A 20,625-nucleotide genomic window follows, 5' to 3' on the forward strand; every position below is an offset into this window, starting at 1 on the left:
CTATGCGTCGAGAACGAATGGCAGACCTCCACTCCGACACGTGTCGTTGATTTTTTTCGGTCAAGCGACGAGAAGCTGCTTGCGGTCGGCGCGTTCCTGCTGGGGCGATCGGGCGTAGAGTTCGCGGTAGCATTTTGAGAAATGCGATGCCGAAACAAAGCCACAGGCGACGGCAACCTCCACCACAGGCAGGGAAGACTGGATAAGCAGGTGGCGGGCTCGGTCGAGCCGGATTTCCAGATAATAGCGCGCTGGGGAACGTCCCATCTCCTGCCGGAAGAGCCGCTCGATCTGGCGGCGGGAAAGGCCGACATTCTCGGCGATCTGTACCAGAGACAGAGGTTCGGCCAGGTTGGCCTCCATCAGTTCGATGATGGTCAGGACTTTGGAATTTTGAACACCGAGCCTGGCCCTCAGCGGCAGGCGCTGGCGGTCGGATGGGCTGCGGACGCGATCTGTTAATAATTGCTCGCAGACCCGGTTGATCAGGCTTTCATCAAAATCTTCACCGATCAGTTTCAGCATCATATCCATTGCGGCTGTGCCACCAGCGCAGGTGTAGATATTCGCCTCTGTCTCGAAGAGATCAGCAAACACATTGGCACGAGGGTATCTTTCAGCGAAACCAGGCAGGTTCTCCCAGTGTATTGCGCATCGCCGGTCGGTGAGGAGACCGGCTCCGGCCAGAACATAGGCTGCCGTGCACAGCCCGCCAATGGCGACGCCGCGGTTGTACTCCTCGCGCAGCCAGGCAAAAACGGTCTTGTTGTTGTAGTCCTCGATGTTCAGACCACCGCACACGATGACCATTGACGGGCGCTCGTGCCCGACCATCTTCTGCCTTTCGGCTGCGAGAGAAGTCCCGACGGCAACCTCCACACCATTGGATGCGCGAACAGGTGCTCCGTCGCTGCTTGCCAGGCGCCATGTATAGGCCTCATAGCCTGCCATCCGATTGGCGGTTCGCAATGGCTCCAGCGCGGCCGAAAAAGCCATCATGGTGAAGTCGGGGATGAGAAAGAAAACGATTGACCGTTTGTGATGGTTCTCGCCCGGCATGGTGCCTCCCGATCGCACATGACGCCCGCTTCCCGGGTCAAGTCGCTGTCACCCAAGCGTCATCAGGAAACGGGTTTTCTGTCAATCCGGGAGGCCGCGGAGGGCGTGTTTTACCGGCATTTGCGTTCGATGCCGACGATCCCGAGTGCGCAAACAATGTTCTCCCCCGCGCCGGTGTGACGCGGTGGGTTTTCAATATGGCCTGGGAGGGATTGGTCAGTTGACGAGAAAACCGAACCGCGCACCAGCGAGTGCGCCGGTCTCGCCCGGCATGGTCTTGCCGAACCGCTGACGGGCAAACACCGTGTTCGGGTTCGAGCCCCGTTGGCGGCGTATAAAGCGGGCAAACAGCTTCATTCTGCGCTCCAGAAACATTTTTATCGAAAGACAATCGGCTCTCACCGAGCGCCTTCTCATGCAGGATGGAGTGGGGTCGCTCGTTCGATGCAGCGAAATTATCGTGTGCGGATGATCAAGGAGATGGAAAAAGCGAAGCGCACGTTAGAAAAAGCGACATTCAGAGGATCTGCAGCGCAGGGCAGAAAAAAAGACCCCGACATACGGGCCGGGGTCAGCTTCGCTTAGGATAGGCTGCGCATAAGCGCGTGGCTTTTGTCTTCATGTCAGTGCGAGCACCGGCCTGAGGGCCTGGGCTTCCTCGCGGGGTGGCTGCCGTATTTCGCGTGATGGGTCATCGCGTCGAACTCGATCGCGAAATCCCGCACGGCCTTCAGGGCCTTTGTCAGCAATGTCATTCCACACTCCTCCTTGTCTGGGACAGCACTTCAGAAACGGGATATGCTGCGATTGTCCTGCCCATCGGACTGAACACCGGTGTAATGTGCGGGCCAGCCGATATCCTTGCGGATTTCTGCAGGAAGCGTGTCGATCAGACGCTCGGTGCGCCTACGGTTCAGAGTCGTCCGGTAGTGACGGACATACTGGTTCATGCGTGTGAATACAGACATTGTCCTTCTCCTCTGTCTGGCTGCTTTGCCAGACGTCATCGCCTGACAAGGTTGACTATGCCGCAAGGTTGATGTTCAATCAAACACAATCGAATGATCTTTTTGTTCAAAGTTATTGAATGGAGAACGGCATGAACGCCCCCCTCAATCATCCGATGCCCTTATTGGAGCTCGATGTGCTGCGCACCTTTGTGGCAATTGCGGAGACCGGCAGTTTCACCGCAGCGTCCAATGCGGTTTTCCGGACGCCTTCAGCCGTCTCCATGCAGATCAAGAAGCTCGAGGAAATGTTAGGACGCTCGGTCTTTCAGCGCGATGCGCGCTCGGTGTCACTCACTGCAGACGGCGAGTTATTATTGAACTATGCCAGGAGATTGCTGGCTTTGAACCGGGAAGCGGTATCGAAGTTCGTGATGCCCGATATCAGCGGCATCGTTCGATTAGGATCGCCGGATGACTATGGCGAGCGCATCTTACCCAGCGTTCTCAAACGCTTTGCAGAAACCCACCCTTCCATTGCTGTCGATGTGGTCATTGACCAGAGCGCGAACCTGCGCAAGCGCATGGCCAACCGGCAACTCGATCTTACACTTCTCACATGCACCGAAGGATCTGAAGACAGCAGCGTTCAGATCGTTTTCACCGAACCCATAGTCTGGGCGGGTGCCAAGGGCGGTTGCGCTCATTTGCGCGAACCGCTGCCGCTTTCCCTTTGGGAGGAGGGCTGCGCCTGGCGCGCTGGCGCGCTCTCTGCCATGGAAAAAGATGGCCGCGACTACCGTATCGCCTATATGAGCGCCCACACGGCCGGACAGCGGGCTGCTATCCTGTCGGACCTCGCCATCGCGCCACTGCCCAAATCCTTCCTGCGGGACGATCTCGTGGAACTTGGTCCGAAGGACGGTTTGCCGAAGCTATGCAACTATCACATCGGCATGGTCGTTGCTCCTGATGCCTCGGCGCCGGTGCGGGCTGCGGCCGACCATATTCGCTCGACTTTTGATATTTTCAGCGAATCCGGTCGGTTTTGAACGAAACGCGCGCCGTCGGAGCTGAAACAAGCTGGAGGCCGGTGCAGATGAGTTCGGACGATCGATTGCAGATTGGCGGTGTTTCGCTGTCCAGTCCGGATAAGGTGCTGTTCGAAGAGGACAGTATCACCAAAAGCGACCTGGCGCGGTATTATGAGCAGGCGAGGCAGCGGATGCTGCCGCATCTGAAGAGGCGGCTCATCAGTCTGGTGCGTTGCCCGGACGGGCGGGCGAGACCCTGCTTCTTTCAGCGGCATGGCGGGAAAGGGTTCCCGGAGGCTGTGCGACGCCTGGAGATAGCCGAGAAGAGTGGCGATAAGGACGAATATCTCTATATCGATGATTTGAAGAGCGTGATCGCTGCAGTGCAGATGAGCACGCTGGAATTCCATATCTGGGGCTCGCGCATTGATCGCCTCGAGTTCCCGGACCGGCTGGTCTTCGATCTTGACCCTGACCAGGAACTCGATTTCAACGCTGTTCGAAGCGCGGCATTTGCCGTGCGAGCCCGACTGGCTGATCTCGGCCTGCGTACAGTGGCTCTTTTGACCGGGGGCAAGGGTATCCACGTAGTCGCGCCGCTGGAGCGGCGCCGGCAATGGGCTGATGTCAAGGATTTCGCCCGCGGGTTTGCAAAACGTCTTTCCGACGACGAGCCTGAACGGTTTCTGGCCGAAGCCTCGAAAGCCAAGCGGGAAGGGCGGGTTTTTGTCGACTGGCTGCGCAACGAACGCTCGGCCACGGCCATCGCGCCTTATTCGACGCGAGCGAAGCCCGGAGCGCCAGTGGCCACACCTGTCTCCTGGAGCGAGCTCGAGGCCATCACTTCATCCAGTGCTTTCAACTTGACCTCTATGCCAGAGCGACTGAAAGCACCTGATCCTTGGGCTGAGAGTGCCGACTGGCGCCAATCGATCACCGATAAAATGCTGAAAGCCGTGCATTGAGGGCAGGGCCTCTGACAATGAATGCAGACGTTTTGCATCCATTCGCATGTTGTTGCTATTGGTGTTTCCTTCGTGCCGCACGTTCCTCGCGGGAGCGCCGGCGAGGGCGCGCGTGGCCTGTTTCATTGGCTGCGGTATCCGACCTCGAACGAGGGGGGAGATGCACCTGCCCGGCGAGTTTCAGGAACGGGTCGACCTTGTTGGGAAGAGCCATGGCATTCACGAAATGCTCCTGGAATTTTGGCTCAAGCGCTGTTTCGATTTTCTCGATGCGGCGCACCGTTTGTTCGATTTCACGGCGATGGCCGCGATTGAGCAAGGCCATGCGTGCACCCGTTCCGGCGGCGTTGCCAACCGCCGACACACGGGTCAGATCGCAATCGGGTATGAGACCCAGAACCATGGCATATTGCGGATCGATGAAGGAGCCGAAGGCGCCGGCAAAGCGGATGGTGTCCACGGTCTCCACGTCCTGCTTCTCCATCAAAAGCTTGATGCCGGCATAGAGCGCCGCCTTGGCAAGCTGGATGGCCCGTACGTCATTTTGGGTGACAGTGATGCGCGGTTCAGTTTCGCTCAGAACATAGGAAAACGTACGGCCCTCGGGGACGATGCGCGGACTTTCACCCGCCAGCATTCCGTTCACCACGCCATCTTCGGAAATGATGCCGGCGAGATACATCTCCGCGATGACCTCGATGATACCGGAACCGCAGATGCCGGTGACGCCGGTCTGGCCGAGCGAAGCGAGAAAACCCGGTTCGTCCGACCAGAGTTCGCTGCCGATCACACGAAAACGCGGTGTGAGCGTTTCACGGTCGATGCGCACCCGTTCGATGGCGCCGGGTGCCGCCCGCTGACCGGAGGAAATTTCCGCACCCTCGAAGGCAGGACCGGTGGGTGAAGATGCGGCGACCACTCGGCTTTTGTTGCCCAGAACGATCTCCGCATTGGTCCCCACATCGACGATGAGCATCATTTCATCCTGCCGATGAGGGCCTTCAGAAAGGGTGACGGCAGCTGCGTCGGCTCCGACATGGCCCGCAATGCAGGGCAGGAGATAGGTTCGCGCGCCCGGATTGAGGTTGAGCTTCAAATCGTCCGCCCTGATGCTGACGGCCTCGGACACTGCCAGCGCGAAGGGGGCACCGCCAAGTTCCGTCGGGTCTATGCCAAGAAACAGGTGGTGCATGATGGGATTGGCAACAAAGACGGTGTCCAGAATGTCGGTGCGCGCGATGCCGCCGTCTTCGGCAACTTTCTGCACGAGTTTGGAGATTTCCTCGCGTACGGCGCGGGTCATCCCCTCGCGTCCGTCCGGGTTCATCATCACGTAAGACACCCGACTCATCAGATCTTCGCCGAAGCGGATTTGCGGGTTTGACGCGCCAGCCGAGGCCACCACGCGACCCGACAACAGCGACACGAGATGCATGGCGATGGTGGTGGAACCGATGTCGCAGGCAAGACCGTAGGCCTCATTCTTCAAGCCCGGCCACAGAGCAATGAGCCGGGCAATGTCGTCATCCGAGTCTTGATGGAGGGCGGCGGTAACGGCCCAATTGCCCTTGCGCAAGATCGCCTGCACTTGTGGCAGGAGATGCGCGTCTACCTCGATGCGACCAAAGCTCCAGTCTCTCTGCAGAGCGGCTTTCAGGCGGTCGAGATCGCCGAGGGGCTTGTGCATGTCGGGCTCTTCAACCTCGACATAGCAAAGGTGCACGGCGGGGTGTCGCTCGATGACACGCGTATCGGCGTCCTTGCGCACCACCTGCGCATTGATGACCGCATCCTGAGGCACATCAACCACCAGATCACCCTCGATGGTGGCGGAACAGGAAAGGCGGCGGCCGGGCGGCAGTACGCGCTTTTCTGCATATCGGGCTTCCTTTGCGCCGAGCGGTGATATGTGAGCCGGGGACGAAGAAATCTTGTGCTTGGCGAAATGTCCTTCCTGCACCTCAATCTGGCATCGCCCGCAGGTGGCGCGCCCGCCGCACACGCTCTCCACATAGACACCAAGCTGCCGCGCGGCATCGAGCACGGTCGTGCCCCTTCGGAAGCGACCTCGCTTGCCCGACGGCATGAAGAGCACGAGGGGATCGTCATTCATGGCGAGGTCCGTTTTCCTGGAAGCGGATCTGGAAATGCGTTGCGTGGCCAGTGGAGGCAAATCAAAGCTTGTTCACCCCCGCGCCCGACGCGCCTCGCGGCCGCCGCGCCGCCGCCCGCCGGAGGAAGCGGGGGCTGCAGCAGCCGCAACCGGCTCGCCTGATGCTGCGGGCTGGTGGTCGCGATAGGTCATGATCCAGTTCTGGCAGTTTGGGTCTGTGCCGTTCAACACATTGGCCGCGCGCACCATTTCCATTTCCTGCGGACGGCAGGGGTTCATGATTGCGCTCGTCATGCCGGCTCCGATCACCATGGGGATAAAGCCCGCATTGATGCCATGCCTGTGCGGCAGGCCGAAGGAAATGTTCGAGAGCCCGCAAGTGGTGTTCACCTTCAACTCCTCTCGAAGTCGCCGCAGGAGACGGAACACCTGCTGGCCGGCGGTCCCCATGGCGCCGATGGGCATCACCAGAGGATCCACGACGATGTCATGGGCGGGAATGCCATGGTCGGCAGCGCGCTGAACGATTTTTTTTGCAACCTCGAAACGCACATCGGGGTCCTCGGATATTCCGGTCTCGTCGTTGGAGATGGCGACGACGGGCACGTCATATTTCCGGATCAGCGGAAGGATCGCCTCGAGCTTTTCCTCTTCCCCGGTGACCGAATTGACCAAGGGTCTGCCTTTGGCGATCTTCAGGCCCGCCTCGATAGCGGCAGAGACTGAGGAATCGATGGAAAGCGGTACGTCCACCAGGTTCTGTACGATTTCAAGGGTCTGGACCAGAAGTCCGGGTTCCGTCGCGTTGGGGTCGACCGCCGTAACGCCGGCATTCACGTCGAGCATGGTGGCGCCGGCAGCCACCTGAGCCAGTGCATCGCTTTTCACGGTCTCGAAATTGCCGGCCACCATTTCCGCAGCGAGCTTTTTTCGCCCGGTCGGGTTGATGCGCTCGCCGATCACGCAGAAAGGTTGGTCGAAGCCGATCACGACTTCCCGGCTTGCAGAGGCGACGATGGTTCTGGTCATTCAAATTCCTCCTGGAGGCATGGTGGGCGTCCATGCGGCTGCTCGATGGTTTTCATTCGCTGGATGCCTCGCTCGCATCCTTCACCATGTCCACGGGCGTTTCGCTCGGATTGTCATGCAGAATGTGATCGAGCCGCTCGGCCACCATGGCATCGTCGGCGCCCGGCTCCCGCTTCCACGGTTTGCGGCCTTTCAGGACGCCGGAATCGTGAACGATTTCCGCGACGAATTCCTCTTGCCGGTAGGCCATGACATGAATGCCGGAAACGCCCTCGATTTCCTTCACCTCATTGATGATGTCGATGCACAGGCGCTTGCCTTCTTCCTTCTGCTTTTCCGCGCCTTCAAGCCGCGTGATCACGGCATCGGGAATGTGGACGCCGGGGACGTTCGAGCGGATCCAGCGGGCGGTTTTTGCCGAGGCGAGCGGCCCAACACCAACCAGGATGAAACATTTCTCGTCGAGCCCCATATCGCGCACCCGCTTCATGTAGTCCCTGAGCATCGGCACATCATAGCAGTACTGGCTCTGAACGAATTGCGCGCCGGCAGCGATCTTTTTGGCAAGTCGGTGAGGGCGAAAATCAAAGGGCGGGGCGAATGGATTGATGGCCGCGCCGAGGAAAACGGCGGGTGGCGTTGTGAGGGTGCGACCGGAAAGAAACTTTTCCTCGTCGCGCATGGTGCGGACGGTTTCCAGAAGGGACATGCAGTCGAGGTCGAAAACGGGTTTTGCGCCCGGCTGGTCGCCTGCCTGCACGCCATCGCCCGTCAGGCACATGATATTGCCTACGCCCATGGCGGCGGCCCCCAAAACGTCGCCCTGTATGGCGATGCGGTTCCTGTCACGACATGCGATCTGCATGATCGTGGCGTAGCCCATGCGCGTGAGCAGCGCGCAGATTCCCATGGAAGACATGTGGCAATTGGCACCGGAGGCGTCCACTGCGTTGATGCCGTCCACCCATCCATCGAAGATTGCCGCTCGCTCAAAGACATCCTGCGCATTGGCGCTGTCGGGTGGATTGAGTTCTGCTGTCACCGCAAATTCACCGCGCCGCAGCACACGTTCCAGCCGGCCCCGCGACGAATGACCGGGCAGGGGCTCGAGCGGCAGGTCGACGCCATCAGGGTTTTCGTCGATCTGGGGCGGGCGGGGCATCATTCAGTATGGCTCCGTTCGGCATCCCGCGTGCGTGCTGCTTGTGCCGTGACCCGTAGCCAGGCAGAGCTTTCTCTTAAGGACTGGTCGACAGGCTTCTGCACGTCGAAGATCGTTTGCCCCCCGCGCATCGCCTGAGCCCCCTCCCAAGCCTTCACCCAGACGCATGGCATGTCCGGTTCCACCTCGCAGTTCCCATTGCTGCGTACGCCGCCGCAGGGACCGTTGCGCAGCTGCTTTGGGCAATTCATGGGGCAGGACATGCCAGTGGAAGACAGGATGCACTGGCCGCACATGCGGCAGTCGAACATCAACCCCTTCATATGGCGCTCGATGAATTTTACTGGCGCCTCGGCGCGTGCATACCCTACGGCCTTCCAGAATGGGTGAAGGAGGAGGAAGAAGCGCGAAAAGCGAGCGTAGACCCATTCAAGAAAGCGCGCGTGGCGCACAGACCAGCGGCGCATCGTATAGCGGCGCTGGACGCGGCGCTGCGGCGAAACATCGGCTGGTTTGTAAGCAAGGGTTTCACGCGCCTTTTTTACCAGCGTTGCCTGGGTGACGGTCGGTGGCTTTGTGGCGCTATCGATCGGCATGGCCACCCGCCTTGACGAGCGCCAGCAGGCGTTCTCTGTTGAACTCGCGGTCAATCGCTTCAAGAGCCAGATTGGCCTCTGCTTCCAGATCGTCGCTAACGGAGACCGGCTCGCCGCGCCGCCACTCGGCAAGGTAGGCGTCGGTGTCCCGCGCGCCGACGCGCATGGCGCACATGTCGATGGCCTCGGTGAAGCGAAGGGGCAGTTCGCGCTTGGCTGTCTGCCGTCCCTTTCTGACAATCACCTGAGCGGGGATGTCGCGCCAATATACTATGATCAGCTGGGCCATAAGCGCCTGTTCCTTCCTCGATTTTCAGAATTGCTGCATTGCTGCGCGCCCGCTTGCTGCAAGGCGACGCGCGTGCATTCAAATGCGACGTGGAAGGGAAGAGTAGCGCGAGGGCTAGTGCATCACAGCGCCGGCCATCATGCTGGCGCCGATCACGACGCCCGCAATGACCATGAGGGAGAGGACACCACAGGTGATGGCAATACCAAGAAGGATACCGTCACGCTCGGAGAGGGCCAATCCGATCAGCGCACAGGAGAAGGCGGGAAACCAGTTGCCGAGCGGGATAGGAAGGGTCACGGCGATCGACAGGATCAGGGCGGCAAGGCCGATGATCCTGTCGGCATGATCGCGTGCAAACGGCCAGTAACGCGGCTTGATCAGCCGCTCGAGCCAGATCAGACGCGGGATGAGGCGTTCGCTCATATGGCGAAATTTGTCGGCGCCGATGGCCTTGTTGAGCAGGAAACGGGGTAGCCAGACGGTGCGATTGCCCATCACCATCTGCAGGGCGACCAGAACCAGCGGCGGCCCGAGCACGAGCGTGCTGCCGGGGGGGAAGGGCAGGAGGTTGAGGCTGGCAAAGAAAACAAGAAGGGTGGCGAAGCTGCGGTCGCCCAGCGCCTGGCGGATTTCGCCGATGGTTACCTTGTCTTCAGCGTGCTTCGCGAGGTCGCGAAAGATGCGCGACAGCCTGCGCGGCGGAAGGTGAGCCGGCGGTGCGCTCAACACCGTATCCAAATCCATTCCCTCCGCCTTCATTTCACTCTTTAGCCAGCCGTTCGAATCCCGGTCGGGATGACGTACAGTTTTGTATGGATGGCGTTAAGCCTTCATGACAAAAGCCGCAAGCATCGTTCTGCTGGCCCAGGCTTATGGGAGACGGCGGAATTCAAGAATATCGAGCACGGATTCACGCTGCGGTGCCGGGAATTCCATCCGCCAACCATCGTCACGGTCGCGAAAAACATAGGCTACCTGATCGCTGTCGCGGCCGGAGCCATAGGATGGCGGGCGGTCGGGCGACACGAAATAGCTGCCGAGATAAATCAGCCGATTGTCGGAGTCGGTAAAAAAGCGGCCTTTGGTCCGCTGCGATCCGGTCAGTTTTTCCAACACCCAGCCGGCGCCGTCGTCACTGACCTTGCAACGGAACCAGTCATAGACCACGAGTGGAACAAGACCGCCTGCTTTTATGGTGCGGCACTCCCAATCGCCCGTGAGATCGAACTCCTCAAACGAGCGTTGATCGCGCTGCTCGATTTCTTCCAGAATTGCCACATCCGGCGCTGCTCCACCGGTTTTCGCCTGCTTCACGGCTTCGGCACGTATCCGTTCATATGCGTCGAGACGCGCGGCGTCGCGGTAAGTGATGTCCTGCATCACCGTGTCTTTTTCGAAACCGGCCCGCTCCATATCGAGTTTTTCCTGAACCAGCGACTGTGCGCTTACCGGGACTGTGCTCAGGCCTATAACCAGGGCGGGGAGGAAAATGCGGCGCATGAAAATATCTCCTGAAAATCACCTAATATGCTGGAAAATTGCACCGCCAATGTAACCATTTCATGGCGTCGGATGCGCCGCTATCGACCGCTTTGCGCCGCTAAGGCAAGCGCGTTGGTCAGATCGCCGTAGCCGGTTTGACGCTTTTCATAGGCCAATCCCAAAAAAACTGCCGCATTCTGCGCGACGCGTTCGAGCTCTGGGTCTTCTGTCTGCGCAAGGTAGACGAGTTTCTCATAATTGCCGAAGAAATCGCCGATCAATTCGGGATGCCTGTCGAGACCGAGCGGTTTCATGAAAAAGGCATCGAACTGGCGACACAGAAAGTCGGTCATGTAGAAGGAAAGCATGTCGTCTTCGGCAGTGGCATTGAAGGCCGAAAGCCCCTGGTAAAATGCAAAACAATGCGGGCCATCGATGCGCGGGACACCGTGTTTCTCACAGACGCGGTCGAGCGCTCCTCCGGTGCCGCAATCCGCATAACCGACGAAGATGTGACGATAGCCCTTCGAGCGCGCCTTGATTATGGCCGCATCCATGGCGGGGGCGATCCGGTCGGGGCGATAATGGTATTCTGCGGGGAGGCAGGTCAGCTCCAGATGCGTGAAGCCAAGCGCGTCTCGCACTGCCAGAACCTCTCGCGCGATCATGCCGCATGCGATGACGAGAACCTTTTCGGGTCCGAGAACTTTTTGCGGTTTCGCGCGTTTCTGCATCGTCACTGTCCCGTTGATGCGGGCGATCTATCTGCGATGGAGACAAACCATGAAAGTGTCCCTTCTTTCCCGGCTGGCCATTCTCGTTCTCGTCGCCGGTTCTGTTGCCGGCTGCGCCAACACAATTCGCGGCGTTGGCAAGGATGCGGCCAACGCGGTCGACGCAACGCAGAGCGCGGGACGCGACATTTCGCGGTCTACCTACTGACACCCGACCGGCGGGTGAGCATAGCCAGGATCAGGCGCCAGCCGATACATTGTGCTTGCGCTTGATCAGTTCCTTGGCCATCTCGACCGTTACCGCCGCGTCGCGGCAATAGGCATCGGCTCCCACCGCCTTGCCGAACTCTTCGTTGAGCGGCGCACCGCCGACGAGGACAATGTAGTCGTCGCGGATGCCTTTTTCCTTCATCGTGTCGATGACGACCTTCATATAAGGCATGGTGGTCGTCAGCAGTGCGGACATACCGACAATGTCCGGCTGATGCTCCTCGATGGCATTCAGGTAATTTTCAACCGGATTGTTGATGCCGATGTCGATAACATCGAAGCCGGCACCTTCCATCATCATTCCGACCAGGTTCTTGCCGATGTCGTGGATGTCGCCCTTGACTGTCCCGATCACCATCTTGCCTTGCTTGGGCGCGCCGGTTTCGGCAAGAAGCGGCCGCAGGATGGCCATGCCGGCTTTCATTGCGTTGGCCGAAAGGAGCACCTCAGGGACGAAGAGAATGCCGTCACGAAAATCCTCACCGACGATGCGCATGCCTTCAACCAGAGCGTCCGTCAGCACTTCATAGGGTTGCCACCCGCGGCTCAGAAGGATGTGCGTGCCTTCCTCGATCTCCTCTTTGAGCCCGTCATAAAGGTCGTCGTGCATCTGCTGCACGAGCTCGTCATCCGGAAGCTCCGAGAGGATGATTTCGTCGTCGGACATGCTCTGCCTCCTGCTCGTCATGTTGCGCAAACGTTGCATGCCGTGCTGCGCTCATGATGGTACGCCATAGTGCGATGTCGGCAGAATACGGTGCGAAACACCTGAATATATAGCTGATTTGCGACTCGGGCCGTCAGGAAAGCGACGGCCTGACACAAGCGGCACTGGCAGCGAAGATAGAAATTGAAAGGTTGTATTCTTATGAGCCTAAAATCATAGGTTGATTATTAGCGGTATGTTAAGCGGTGTAGGGTTTCATAGAAGCTGCAAGAGGGGGCTTGTCTGCTTGTGTAAGGAGCAGGGTCATGTTCAGAACCTCTCTATCTGCAGTTTTGCTTAGCGCCATTTTTATTGCACCCGCCGCGGCTGTTACTGACACGGTCATTTTCAACGGCAATGTCATTTCAACATGTCTGATCACTGTAGGAACGCCCGGTATTCTGTCTACCAATGGCGCGATGAATGTCCTTTCATCGAGCGAGGCAGGTGGCGTTTCAGGTACGGCCACCGTTGTCACCACGGGAGCGGGGTTCAATCTATCGACGTCCGCGCCATCGACCTTTTTTCTCGCGCCTGCTGGCGGAGATGACGATGTGAGCTTTGCCACGCATTACAGCGCGTCAGGGGTGACATCGCTCCTCGATGTGGTGGGCTCTGTCACGTCTCCGCTCGGGCTCGGCTTGACCAATGTCGATGTCGATCTGTCCGCAACGAAGTCGGCTGGTGTTTTTCCCGCTGGAAATTACACGGCCCAGGTGACGCTGACCTGTGAATAAACGTGTGTGGATGAGTGTCGTGCTGGCCGCGGTCGTCGCGGCTGGTTGCGGCGCGAGCGCTGCGCAGTCGATGACGCCGATGCGCGGCAAGATATCGAGTTTTGACGATACGTTTTCGGTGCGGGTTTTTCCTTACAACCCCTATCCGCACAGAATTCGCATGGCGGTGAAAGTCTACGATCAAGACTTCCGGCCGATCGCTGCGCAGGTTTCTCCCGCAGAAGCGATGGTCGGCAGCAAATCATCCCGCTCTGTGCTCGTCTCGATAGGGTTCAACGACCAGAAGGTCAGGCGTGTCAGGATCTGTACCGAGAGTGTGCCGTTTCCTGGCCGCGGCACCAACATTAAGGCTCAAGTATGCGGACGTTTCATAGCTTATCGTATCGATTGATGGGGGGCTTTGTGCTTCTGTTCCTGAGCGCATCCGTTGTTTACGGGGATAGCGATCAGTATGTCATCAATCAAAATCAGACCGGTGTGACCCTGCCTGGGGTTGTGATGCCGAATGGCTTTGACGAGATCAGGGCGGCGGACGGGACCACCTGCCGTGCCTCCATGGCGAATTCCGGTGCTTATCTGGATTCAGGCGTCATCGGAGACAACAGTTCGCACCGCATTTCCGCCTATGGGCGACTGGTGGTGCCGCTGGGGCAAAAACCGCGGCGGCTGGACTGCGACAAGCTTTATCAGCTGGAACTGAAACGTCTGGAACTGGAGGTTGAGCTCATGCGGCAGGGGCTGGATCCGCGCATGCGGTCTAATCCCGAGGGAGATTGGGCAAGCGACGCTTCCTGGTCCAACAAGGGCAGGCGCTAACAGCGCCTGTTCTTTGGGATAATTGTTTCTTTTCATGCTCTTATTCCTGTTGACGGAGCTTTGTTTCGGCACTACATGGCGCCCTTGATTTTCAACCTAGGGTTTTGTCATGAAGTATATTTATTCTTGTGCGTTGTTGCTTTTGAGTACCGTTTCCTCTTTCGGAGCCCAGCTTGATATTCCTTTTAGAGCCTCTCTTGAGGAGAGCTGCACCATCGAGCTTCAGTCCGATGGTTTGCTCGTTCGGGATGGTTTGGAAGTTCTGGATTCCGCAGCCGCCGGTGGGCGGGCTGGCGTGGCTACGATCTACACGACAGGTGCCGGGTTTCAGACCTCGCTGAATACGCCGCAAGCCTTTTCATCTGCTCCGAGCGGCACGGGCGGTGTGACGTTCACCTCCACCTATAGCTCGACAGGGGCCACGACCACTCCGAAAGTTGCAGGTTCGACCATCACTTCGCTTGAAGTGGGTGCCAGCACTCTGTCGGTGGATCTCCGTGCCGTAGCGAGCAATGCCATCTTCCAGAAAGGCGATTATGAAGCCTTCGTCACAGTGACCTGTGAATAGGGAAATCATGTACAGATTGATACTGGCAGTGATGATTGCGGCTTGCGCCGGTACTACACCGGCCTGGTCGCAATCCATGTCGCCCATGCGGGGAGAGATCCGCAGTTTCGCGGACAGTTTCGCTGTACGGGTGCAGCCGAGGAACCCCTACAAACATCGCATCAATGTGAGCATTCGCGCTTATGATGCGGATTTCAGGCCGATTGAAGCGCGCATATCGCCACCGGATTTTTCGCTCGGGGCCGGTGCCTCGCGCTCGGTGCTGGTTGTGGTGAATTTCAACGGAGCACGTGAACGAAGGGTGCGTATATGCACCGAGAGCGCACCTCTTGCAGGCAAGGGCGTTGGAATGAAGGCGCAGATCTGCGGAAAATTCATCGGCCATCATCTGTGAGGCGTGATTGGCAATGAGCTCTCTGCGGGAAACGATGGCAGATCGATCGTTTCCATTTTTACGCTGTTCCCTTCTGCTCACCAGTTGCGACACCATCTGCCGCTCGCGGAACGGAAGTTGCCGCTGCAGACGCTAGGCTCGCATCATGAGTCTCATGACGATCCTGGCGTGGAGTTTGCGCGATGACGATGATGGCCGGTGACGAGGGAACACAGGATCTGCCGCGCCGGAGCCGCTCCGGACGTGGCGAGCGCGGTGGCGCGGCGGCGCGCAGGGCGGCGCGAAGCAGTGGCGGGCCGGGGCTGCAATTGTCGTATATCCGCCGGTCGCTGAAACCCTATGAGGTGCTCGATGAGGAAGCGCTTTCACTCGTGGAGGCAAATGCCGACACGGTTCTCGAGGAGATAGGGATTGAATTCCGTGATGATCCGGAAGCGCTTTCTCTCTGGAAGGACGCGGGAGCGGATGTCAGAGGTGACAGGGTGCATTTCCCCAAGGGATTGTGCCGGCAACTTCTCAAAACGGCACCTTCAACCTTCACGCAGCACGCGCGCAATCGGGAGCGTTCTGTGGAGATCGGTGGCAACTCCACGGTCTTTGCGCCGGTCTATGGTCCACCCTTTGTGCGGGATCTCGATGGAACGCGCCGCTATGCGACCATTGAAGATTTCCGTAATTTCGTAAAACTCGCCTATATGGCTCCATCGATCCATCATTCAGGCGGCACCGTGTGCGAGCCTGTGGATGTGCCGGTCAACAAGCGCCATCTCGACATGGTGTTTGCGCATATGCGCTATTCCGACAAGCCCTTCATGGGCTCTGTCACGGCGCCGGATCGCGCCGAAGACACGGTCGCCATGGCGAAAATTCTGTTTGGCGAGGATTTTGTCGATCAGAACACAGTGGTCATTAATCTGATCAACGCCAACTCGCCCATGGTCTTTGACGAAACCATGCTGGGAGCGGCAAAGGTCTATGCGCGGGCCAATCAGGCCTGCATCGTCACACCATTCATTCTCGCCGGCGCCATGAGTCCGGTCACGGTCATCGGCACACTGACGCAGGTCCTGGCCGAAGTTCTGGCCGGTGCAGCGTTCACGCAACTCGTTCGTCCCGGAGCGCCAGTTCTTTTCGGCACGTTCGCTTCCTCGATTTCCATGCAATCGGGCGCGCCCACCTTCGGTACGCCGGAACCCTCTCTGGTTTCCTACGGGGCAGCGCAGCTTGCGCGACGCCTTGGGCTTCCCTTCCGAACCGGTGGTTCGCTCACGGGCTCCAAGATACCTGATGCCCAGGCGGCTTATGAAAGCGCCAACACGCTGAACTCGACCGTTCTCGCTGGAACCAATTTCGTGCTTCACGCAGCTGGATGGCTGGAGGGCGGCCTGGTCTCTTCCTATGAGAAGTTCATGATGGATGTCGATCAGCTCGGCATGCAACAGCGGCTGTGTGAACCTCTCGACGTTTCGGAAAATGGTCAGGCGATGGACGCGATCCGCGAAGTGGGGCCGGGAAGCCATTATCTGGGCTGTGCCCATACGCAGGCCAATTTCCAGACGGCGTTCTATCGCTCGTCAGTTGCCGACAACAATTCCTATGAGCAATGGGCGGGAGAGGGTGAGAAAACCGCGGCGCAACGGGCCAACCAGCTCGCCCGGAGCTGGCTCGACGCGTATCAGGCCCCGCCACTCGATGCAGGCATTGAAGAGGGCCTGCTTGATTTTATCGCCCGGCGGAAGGAATCGATGCCGGACGCCTTCGCGTGAAATCAACCGGCCGGAAACGCGTGAATCTTTCGTCCATCGACTGTCTGAAGCACAAGGGCGCCTTCGGGCGTGGTGGCGTAAAGTCTAACGTCAGCCAGGATGGAGAGGAACTTTTGCTCCTGATCCATCAGGGCTTCGGCACAGGCCATTCTGGTGGTGGCAGCCGGCCCCACTTTCAGTTTGCCATTCGCCTCGGTCCAGCTTGTCGAATAGCGGTTGCATGAAGCGTGGCCACTGACGCTGCCGTCCGTCGCGAACATGACGGACACACGTGAGCTGTCGATTATGCCGCGTCCATCGATGTCTTCCACAACCCACTCCGTATCAACGATTGCGTCCATGGTGACGGGGGTGAGGCGGGTTTCAGTTTTCGCAGGCAAAAGGAACATTGTTCGTAGGTCGATTTCGCCTTGTTCGGGATCGATCAAGACCGCCTCCAACGACCAACGCTTCAGCGAACCAACATGAATGGCGCCATGGAGGTGGTATATTCTGTCTGGCTGAAGCTGGCTCTTTTTCACTGAGAGGCTGAAGGGAATGGGCACTTGCTTTCCGTTGAGTGCGATCCTTGCTTCCGCAATGGGAGGCGCGTCCGCGGGGGGCAGGGCATCACGGAGCTCAACGGTTGCGACACTGTCCAGCGGCAGCGCTACGCGCACGAGATAGGCAAGTTCGCCGGAAATCGTCAGCATATCGTTCTCCGCGTCTTGGGCGAGGGCTTCGGAGCCCATGATTGCGCCAGCCATGAGGGCAATGCTTCTGAGGAGGGTGCGTCTTTGCAACAACATGCTTGTCTTCAATCTGTACCGGGTGTCCCGTAGTTTTTGGTTGTATCTGCTCTCTGGTGCTATTTTATGGCGCATAAAAAGTGGGCAGATCATCGGTCGATCAAAGCTTGCGTGTCGCGGTAACCGGCCTATGATGTGGCAATTGGCGCGTCCGCGCCTGATTTCAGCACCCGGAGAGTTTTGATGGAAAAGCGCCGTCTTGGACGCAGCGACCTCCTTGTTTCTCAGATTTGCCTAGGCACCATGACTTATGGTGAGCAGAACACCGAGGCAGAAGGCCACGAACAGATGGACCGCGCCGTGGAGCGCGGGGTGAATTTTCTGGATATGGCCGAACTTTATCCAATCCCCCCGAAAGCAGAGACACAGGGCCGGACGGAACGCATCGTCGGCACCTGGATGAAAGCGCGGGGCAATCGCGATCAGGTCATCATAGCGTCCAAGGTGATCGGCCGCACGGCCAATGAATGGTTCCGGGGCAACAGGCCATCGAAGCTGGTGCGCGCCGACATTATGGATGCCATCGACAAGTCGCTTGCCCGGCTCCAAACGGACTATATTGACCTTTACCAGATTCACTGGCCAGACCGTGAAAACCCGTTTGGCTCCAACCCGACACGTGTCACGTCGGTGTCGGAGCCGCTGGCTGATGAAACACCGATCGCGGAAACGCTGGCGGTGTTCGATGATCTGGTGAAAGCTGGAAAAATCCGGCATTTCGGTCTTTCCAATGAGAGTTCCTGGGGTGTCATGCGGTTCATAGCCGAGGCCGACAAAGGTGTTGGGCCAAGGGTCGTCTCCTTGCAGAACGCCTACAACCTCATGAACCGCACTTTTGAAGTGAACCTTGCAGAGACCTGTCAGCGTGAAGAGATCGGCTTGCTTGCCTACTCGCCGCTGGCCCAGGGCTATCTGACCGGAAAGTACGATGATGGCGCCATGCCGGAAGGGTCGCGGAAGGTTCTGTTCGACCGCCTTCAAAGGTACGAAAAGCCGGGTGGTCCGGAGGCTGCCAAGGCTTACAACATGATGGCGCGAGAATTCGGTCTCACGCCGGCCACGTTCGCACATGCCTTTGTGAATTCGCGGCCTTTTATGGCATCCAATATCATCGGGGCGACCACGATGGCGCATCTTGAAGAGGCGCTTAATGCTCTCGAGGTGCGCTGGACAGAGGAGATGCAGACGGCTGTCGATGATCTGCATCAGCGGATCGGCAATCCAAGCCCTTGAGGCGCCAGCAGGATGATGCCGGTGGCGGCATCGTTCTTGATAGAATTTCAACAGAATTCGTTTTCCTGTCGGATCGGTGTGGTCTTCTGCGTCCTTCGAGCATCGCAATGACGGTGCGTCGCAGCGACGGCCGGTTTGACAGGAGAGCGCGATGTTTAAAACTGCCTTTGCTGCCGCTTGTACGGCTCTTTTCCTCACAGTATTCGCGGCTTCGCCTGCGCAGGCGGCAGCCGGGATATCCAAACCGCTGAAGAGCGGGGAGGTGGAAGCTGGCGGCCTTCAATATCACTATCAGATCCACGGGGAGGGTGAGCCGCTGCTCCTGTTGCATGGGGGTCTCGGACTGATCGAGATGTTCGGGCCGGTGTTGTCCATGCTTGCAGCAGAGCGGGAGGTTATTGCCATCGACCTGCAGGGGCATGGCCGCAGCGAGCTTGGTGATCGTCCGATCAGCCTGGAGGCGATGGGCGATGATATGGCGTCTATTCTCGAACAACTGGGTTATGACCGTGTGGATGCCATGGGCTATTCCATGGGAGGCGGTGTTGTCCTGCGTCTGGCCGTGCAACACCCGGACAAGGTGCGACGCATCGCGCTTGTCTCGGCGGGCTTTGCGCAGGAAGGCTTCTATCCTGAAATGCTTCCCATGCAGGCTCAGGTGGGGGCCGGCATGGCCGAGATGATGAAGGATACGCCCATGTATCAGTCCTATGCTGCGGTGGCGCCGGATCCCTCTCTCTTCCCGGACCTGCTCGACCGCATGGGCGCCTTCATGCGCAAGCCCTATAATTTTGCCGAGGATGTGAAGACATTGGACATGCCTGTGATGCTGGTGTTTGGCGATTCGGATATGTATCGGCCTGAGCATATTGTGGCGTTTTACCAATTGCTCGGTGGCGGGCTGAAAGATGCTGGCTGGCAGCGCGAGAACATGTCTCAAAACCGCCTGGCGATCCTGCCGAATCTTACGCACTACGACATCGGTGTTTCGCCCAGGCTGGCCGAAACCGTGTTGCCGTTTCTGAACGATGACCAGGTCAATGCGCCGTGGACAGCGGATGACCTGATGCGCAAATAGACGCGTTGCGGGAGAACGTCCCTTGCCGGTCGGGAACCGGCAAGGGTATTCATGCTTGTGGGTCAGACCATGTCAGGCCCAGCTTGTCCGCCGCCAAGCACGACCATGCGGGAGCCACGCGGGACGCGCTTGTAGAGATCGATGATGTCGTGGTTCAGCAAGCGAATGCAGCCTGATGACACCGACCGCCCGATTGACCAGGGCTCCGTCGTGCCGTGGATGCGGTAGAGCGTGTCCTTGCCATCCTTGTACAGATAGAGCGCGCGCGCGCCGAGTGGATTGTCGATCCCGCCCTGCATGCCGGCGGCGAGGGGACGGTAGCGCTCCGGTTCACGATTTATCATCGCGAGAGTGGGGGCCCAGTTCGGCCACTCGGCCTTCCGTCCGATAACGCCGTCGCCTTCATATTCCAGCCCCGCCTTGGCGACGCCGATGCCGTATCGCATGGCCTTCCCGTTCTCCATTACCAGGTAGAGAAAACGGTTTGCGGGATCAACAACAATGGTACCCACCGGCTCGTTGGTCGGATAATCGACCATCTGGCGCAGATATTTGCGATCCATCTTGGTGACGTCGATTGCCGGAATGACGATGCCGTTGTCATCGATCTCGCGGTACATCTCCTGATAGTAGGAGAGCATGGGACCGGGGACGTCTGCCGCGGGGATGGTGCTGCGGCCTGTGGTGGTGCAGGCGGCAGCGAATGCAGGCAGGAGCAGCAACATGACGAGCCGCGCAACGCGGGGGGCTGCGCGTACAACATTGATGTGGAACAAGGACACTCTCCTTACGTATGGGATTCGGAATTTCATGTGTGGTTCGCCTCTCCGGCGCGGATGCGTGGGAGCGTTGAGTG

At 58.7% G+C, this 20,625-nt stretch carries 26 protein-coding genes; 11 read left to right on the plus strand and 15 right to left on the minus strand.

Translation table 11 applies throughout. The annotated features are described in order from the left end of the window. Window positions 1-60: 60 nt before the first annotated feature. From H7H48_RS10320 to H7H48_RS10330, 4 genes are all read right to left on the minus strand, one after another. Complete coding sequence (locus H7H48_RS10320; protein WP_229448967.1) at window positions 61-1,059, minus strand: GlxA family transcriptional regulator; 999 nt, start codon at window positions 1,057-1,059, stop codon at window positions 61-63. 216 nt (window positions 1,060-1,275) lie between these two features. Then, window positions 1,276-1,416, minus strand: a complete 141-nt coding sequence (locus tag H7H48_RS10325) for a hypothetical protein (protein WP_229448968.1) — start codon at window positions 1,414-1,416, stop codon at window positions 1,276-1,278. 266 nt (window positions 1,417-1,682) lie between these two features. Beyond that, on the minus strand, window positions 1,683-1,814 hold the full coding sequence (locus tag H7H48_RS20095) for a hypothetical protein (RefSeq protein ID WP_255663563.1): 132 nt from the start codon (window positions 1,812-1,814) through the stop codon (window positions 1,683-1,685). A 30-nt stretch (window positions 1,815-1,844) separates the two neighbouring features. Beyond that, the gene (locus tag H7H48_RS10330) at window positions 1,845-2,027 is read right to left on the minus strand and encodes a hypothetical protein (RefSeq protein ID WP_229448969.1); all 183 of its coding nucleotides are present in this window, start codon (window positions 2,025-2,027) and stop codon (window positions 1,845-1,847) included. Between the two features lie 131 nt (window positions 2,028-2,158). Here H7H48_RS10330 and H7H48_RS10335 point away from each other — a divergent pair, with 131 nt between their 5' ends. Then, complete coding sequence (locus H7H48_RS10335; RefSeq protein WP_229448970.1) at window positions 2,159-3,058, plus strand: LysR substrate-binding domain-containing protein; 900 nt, start codon at window positions 2,159-2,161, stop codon at window positions 3,056-3,058. Between the two features lie 47 nt (window positions 3,059-3,105). Next, a complete protein-coding gene (gene ligD / locus H7H48_RS10340; protein ID WP_229448971.1) occupies window positions 3,106-4,005 on the plus strand; it encodes a non-homologous end-joining DNA ligase in 900 nt (299 codons plus the stop codon). Between the two features lie 55 nt (window positions 4,006-4,060). Here ligD and H7H48_RS10345 read toward each other — a convergent pair whose 3' ends face one another. The 8 genes from H7H48_RS10345 to H7H48_RS10380 all read right to left on the minus strand — a co-directional run bounded on the left by H7H48_RS10345 (window position 4,061) and on the right by H7H48_RS10380 (window position 11,413). After that, window positions 4,061-6,118 carry an ASKHA domain-containing protein gene (locus tag H7H48_RS10345; RefSeq protein WP_229448972.1) on the minus strand — a complete coding sequence of 686 codons (2,058 nt, stop codon included), beginning with the start codon at window positions 6,116-6,118 and terminating at the stop codon, window positions 4,061-4,063. A gap of 72 nt (window positions 6,119-6,190) precedes the next feature. After that, window positions 6,191-7,147: a methyltetrahydrofolate cobalamin methyltransferase gene (locus H7H48_RS10350; protein WP_229448973.1), complete on the minus strand. Its 957-nt coding sequence runs from the start codon at window positions 7,145-7,147 to the stop codon at window positions 6,191-6,193. Window positions 7,148-7,199: 52 nt separating this feature from the next. Further along, the gene (locus tag H7H48_RS10355) at window positions 7,200-8,312 is read right to left on the minus strand and encodes a methylenetetrahydrofolate reductase (RefSeq protein WP_229448974.1); all 1,113 of its coding nucleotides are present in this window, start codon (window positions 8,310-8,312) and stop codon (window positions 7,200-7,202) included. Further along, window positions 8,309-8,905 carry a methylenetetrahydrofolate reductase C-terminal domain-containing protein gene (locus H7H48_RS10360; RefSeq protein ID WP_229448975.1) on the minus strand — a complete coding sequence of 199 codons (597 nt, stop codon included), beginning with the start codon at window positions 8,903-8,905 and terminating at the stop codon, window positions 8,309-8,311. Before H7H48_RS10360 ends, H7H48_RS10355 begins: the two co-directional genes overlap by 4 nt. Continuing rightward, window positions 8,892-9,194, minus strand: coding sequence for a virulence factor (locus H7H48_RS10365; protein ID WP_229448976.1), 303 nt, complete (start codon window positions 9,192-9,194; stop codon window positions 8,892-8,894). The genes H7H48_RS10360 and H7H48_RS10365 overlap by 14 nt, the downstream gene beginning before the upstream one ends. A 114-nt stretch (window positions 9,195-9,308) precedes the next feature. Next, entirely contained in the window at window positions 9,309-9,941 is a 633-nt protein-coding gene (locus H7H48_RS10370) for an exopolysaccharide biosynthesis protein (protein ID WP_229448977.1), read from the minus strand. A 126-nt stretch (window positions 9,942-10,067) separates the two neighbouring features. Beyond that, a complete protein-coding gene (locus tag H7H48_RS10375; protein ID WP_229448978.1) occupies window positions 10,068-10,697 on the minus strand; it encodes a DUF4893 domain-containing protein in 630 nt (209 codons plus the stop codon). An 80-nt stretch (window positions 10,698-10,777) separates the two neighbouring features. Beyond that, window positions 10,778-11,413: a DUF1638 domain-containing protein gene (locus H7H48_RS10380; RefSeq protein WP_229448979.1), complete on the minus strand. Its 636-nt coding sequence runs from the start codon at window positions 11,411-11,413 to the stop codon at window positions 10,778-10,780. A 49-nt stretch (window positions 11,414-11,462) separates the two neighbouring features. On the opposite strand from H7H48_RS10380, the gene H7H48_RS10385 reads away from it, so the two are divergent. Continuing rightward, window positions 11,463-11,621, plus strand: coding sequence for an entericidin (locus H7H48_RS10385; RefSeq protein ID WP_229448980.1), 159 nt, complete (start codon window positions 11,463-11,465; stop codon window positions 11,619-11,621). Between the two features lie 30 nt (window positions 11,622-11,651). Here H7H48_RS10385 and H7H48_RS10390 read toward each other — a convergent pair whose 3' ends face one another. Further along, entirely contained in the window at window positions 11,652-12,350 is a 699-nt protein-coding gene (locus H7H48_RS10390; protein WP_229448981.1) for a B12-binding domain-containing protein, read from the minus strand. Between the two features lie 305 nt (window positions 12,351-12,655). Here H7H48_RS10390 and H7H48_RS10395 point away from each other — a divergent pair, with 305 nt between their 5' ends. The 6 genes from H7H48_RS10395 to H7H48_RS10420 all read left to right on the plus strand — a co-directional run bounded on the left by H7H48_RS10395 (window position 12,656) and on the right by H7H48_RS10420 (window position 16,670). Continuing rightward, complete coding sequence (locus tag H7H48_RS10395) at window positions 12,656-13,126, plus strand: hypothetical protein (RefSeq protein WP_229448982.1); 471 nt, start codon at window positions 12,656-12,658, stop codon at window positions 13,124-13,126. Window positions 13,127-13,136: 10 nt separating this feature from the next. Then, on the plus strand, window positions 13,137-13,517 hold the full coding sequence (locus H7H48_RS10400) for a hypothetical protein (RefSeq protein WP_229448983.1): 381 nt from the start codon (window positions 13,137-13,139) through the stop codon (window positions 13,515-13,517). Window positions 13,518-13,528: 11 nt separating this feature from the next. Continuing rightward, window positions 13,529-13,942, plus strand: a complete 414-nt coding sequence (locus H7H48_RS10405) for a hypothetical protein (RefSeq protein WP_229448984.1) — start codon at window positions 13,529-13,531, stop codon at window positions 13,940-13,942. Window positions 13,943-14,051: 109 nt separating this feature from the next. Further along, window positions 14,052-14,510 (plus strand): hypothetical protein, encoded by a 459-nt coding sequence (locus H7H48_RS10410; protein WP_229448985.1) that lies wholly within the window; start codon window positions 14,052-14,054, stop codon window positions 14,508-14,510. A 7-nt stretch (window positions 14,511-14,517) separates the two neighbouring features. Next, window positions 14,518-14,904, plus strand: coding sequence for a hypothetical protein (locus H7H48_RS10415; RefSeq protein ID WP_229448986.1), 387 nt, complete (start codon window positions 14,518-14,520; stop codon window positions 14,902-14,904). Window positions 14,905-15,095: 191 nt separating this feature from the next. Beyond that, window positions 15,096-16,670 carry a trimethylamine methyltransferase family protein gene (locus H7H48_RS10420; protein ID WP_229449240.1) on the plus strand — a complete coding sequence of 525 codons (1,575 nt, stop codon included), beginning with the start codon at window positions 15,096-15,098 and terminating at the stop codon, window positions 16,668-16,670. 2 nt (window positions 16,671-16,672) lie between these two features. Here the strand turns inward: H7H48_RS10420 and H7H48_RS10425 are convergent, their stop codons facing one another. Continuing rightward, a complete protein-coding gene (locus H7H48_RS10425; RefSeq protein ID WP_229448987.1) occupies window positions 16,673-17,416 on the minus strand; it encodes an META domain-containing protein in 744 nt (247 codons plus the stop codon). 225 nt (window positions 17,417-17,641) lie between these two features. Here H7H48_RS10425 and H7H48_RS10430 point away from each other — a divergent pair, with 225 nt between their 5' ends. Together H7H48_RS10430 and H7H48_RS10435 are read left to right on the plus strand one after the other, a co-directional pair. Beyond that, window positions 17,642-18,691, plus strand: a complete 1,050-nt coding sequence (locus tag H7H48_RS10430) for an aldo/keto reductase (protein WP_229448988.1) — start codon at window positions 17,642-17,644, stop codon at window positions 18,689-18,691. Window positions 18,692-18,842: 151 nt separating this feature from the next. Continuing rightward, window positions 18,843-19,769 (plus strand): alpha/beta fold hydrolase, encoded by a 927-nt coding sequence (locus H7H48_RS10435; RefSeq protein ID WP_229448989.1) that lies wholly within the window; start codon window positions 18,843-18,845, stop codon window positions 19,767-19,769. A gap of 62 nt (window positions 19,770-19,831) precedes the next feature. Here the strand turns inward: H7H48_RS10435 and H7H48_RS10440 are convergent, their stop codons facing one another. After that, the gene (locus H7H48_RS10440; RefSeq protein ID WP_370633361.1) at window positions 19,832-20,494 is read right to left on the minus strand and encodes a L,D-transpeptidase; all 663 of its coding nucleotides are present in this window, start codon (window positions 20,492-20,494) and stop codon (window positions 19,832-19,834) included. Window positions 20,495-20,625: the final 131 nt, after the last annotated feature.

Origin of the sequence: Nitratireductor sp. B36 (genome assembly GCF_020833685.1) — a bacterium.
Classification (GTDB): Bacteria; Pseudomonadota; Alphaproteobacteria; order Rhizobiales; family Rhizobiaceae; genus Nitratireductor.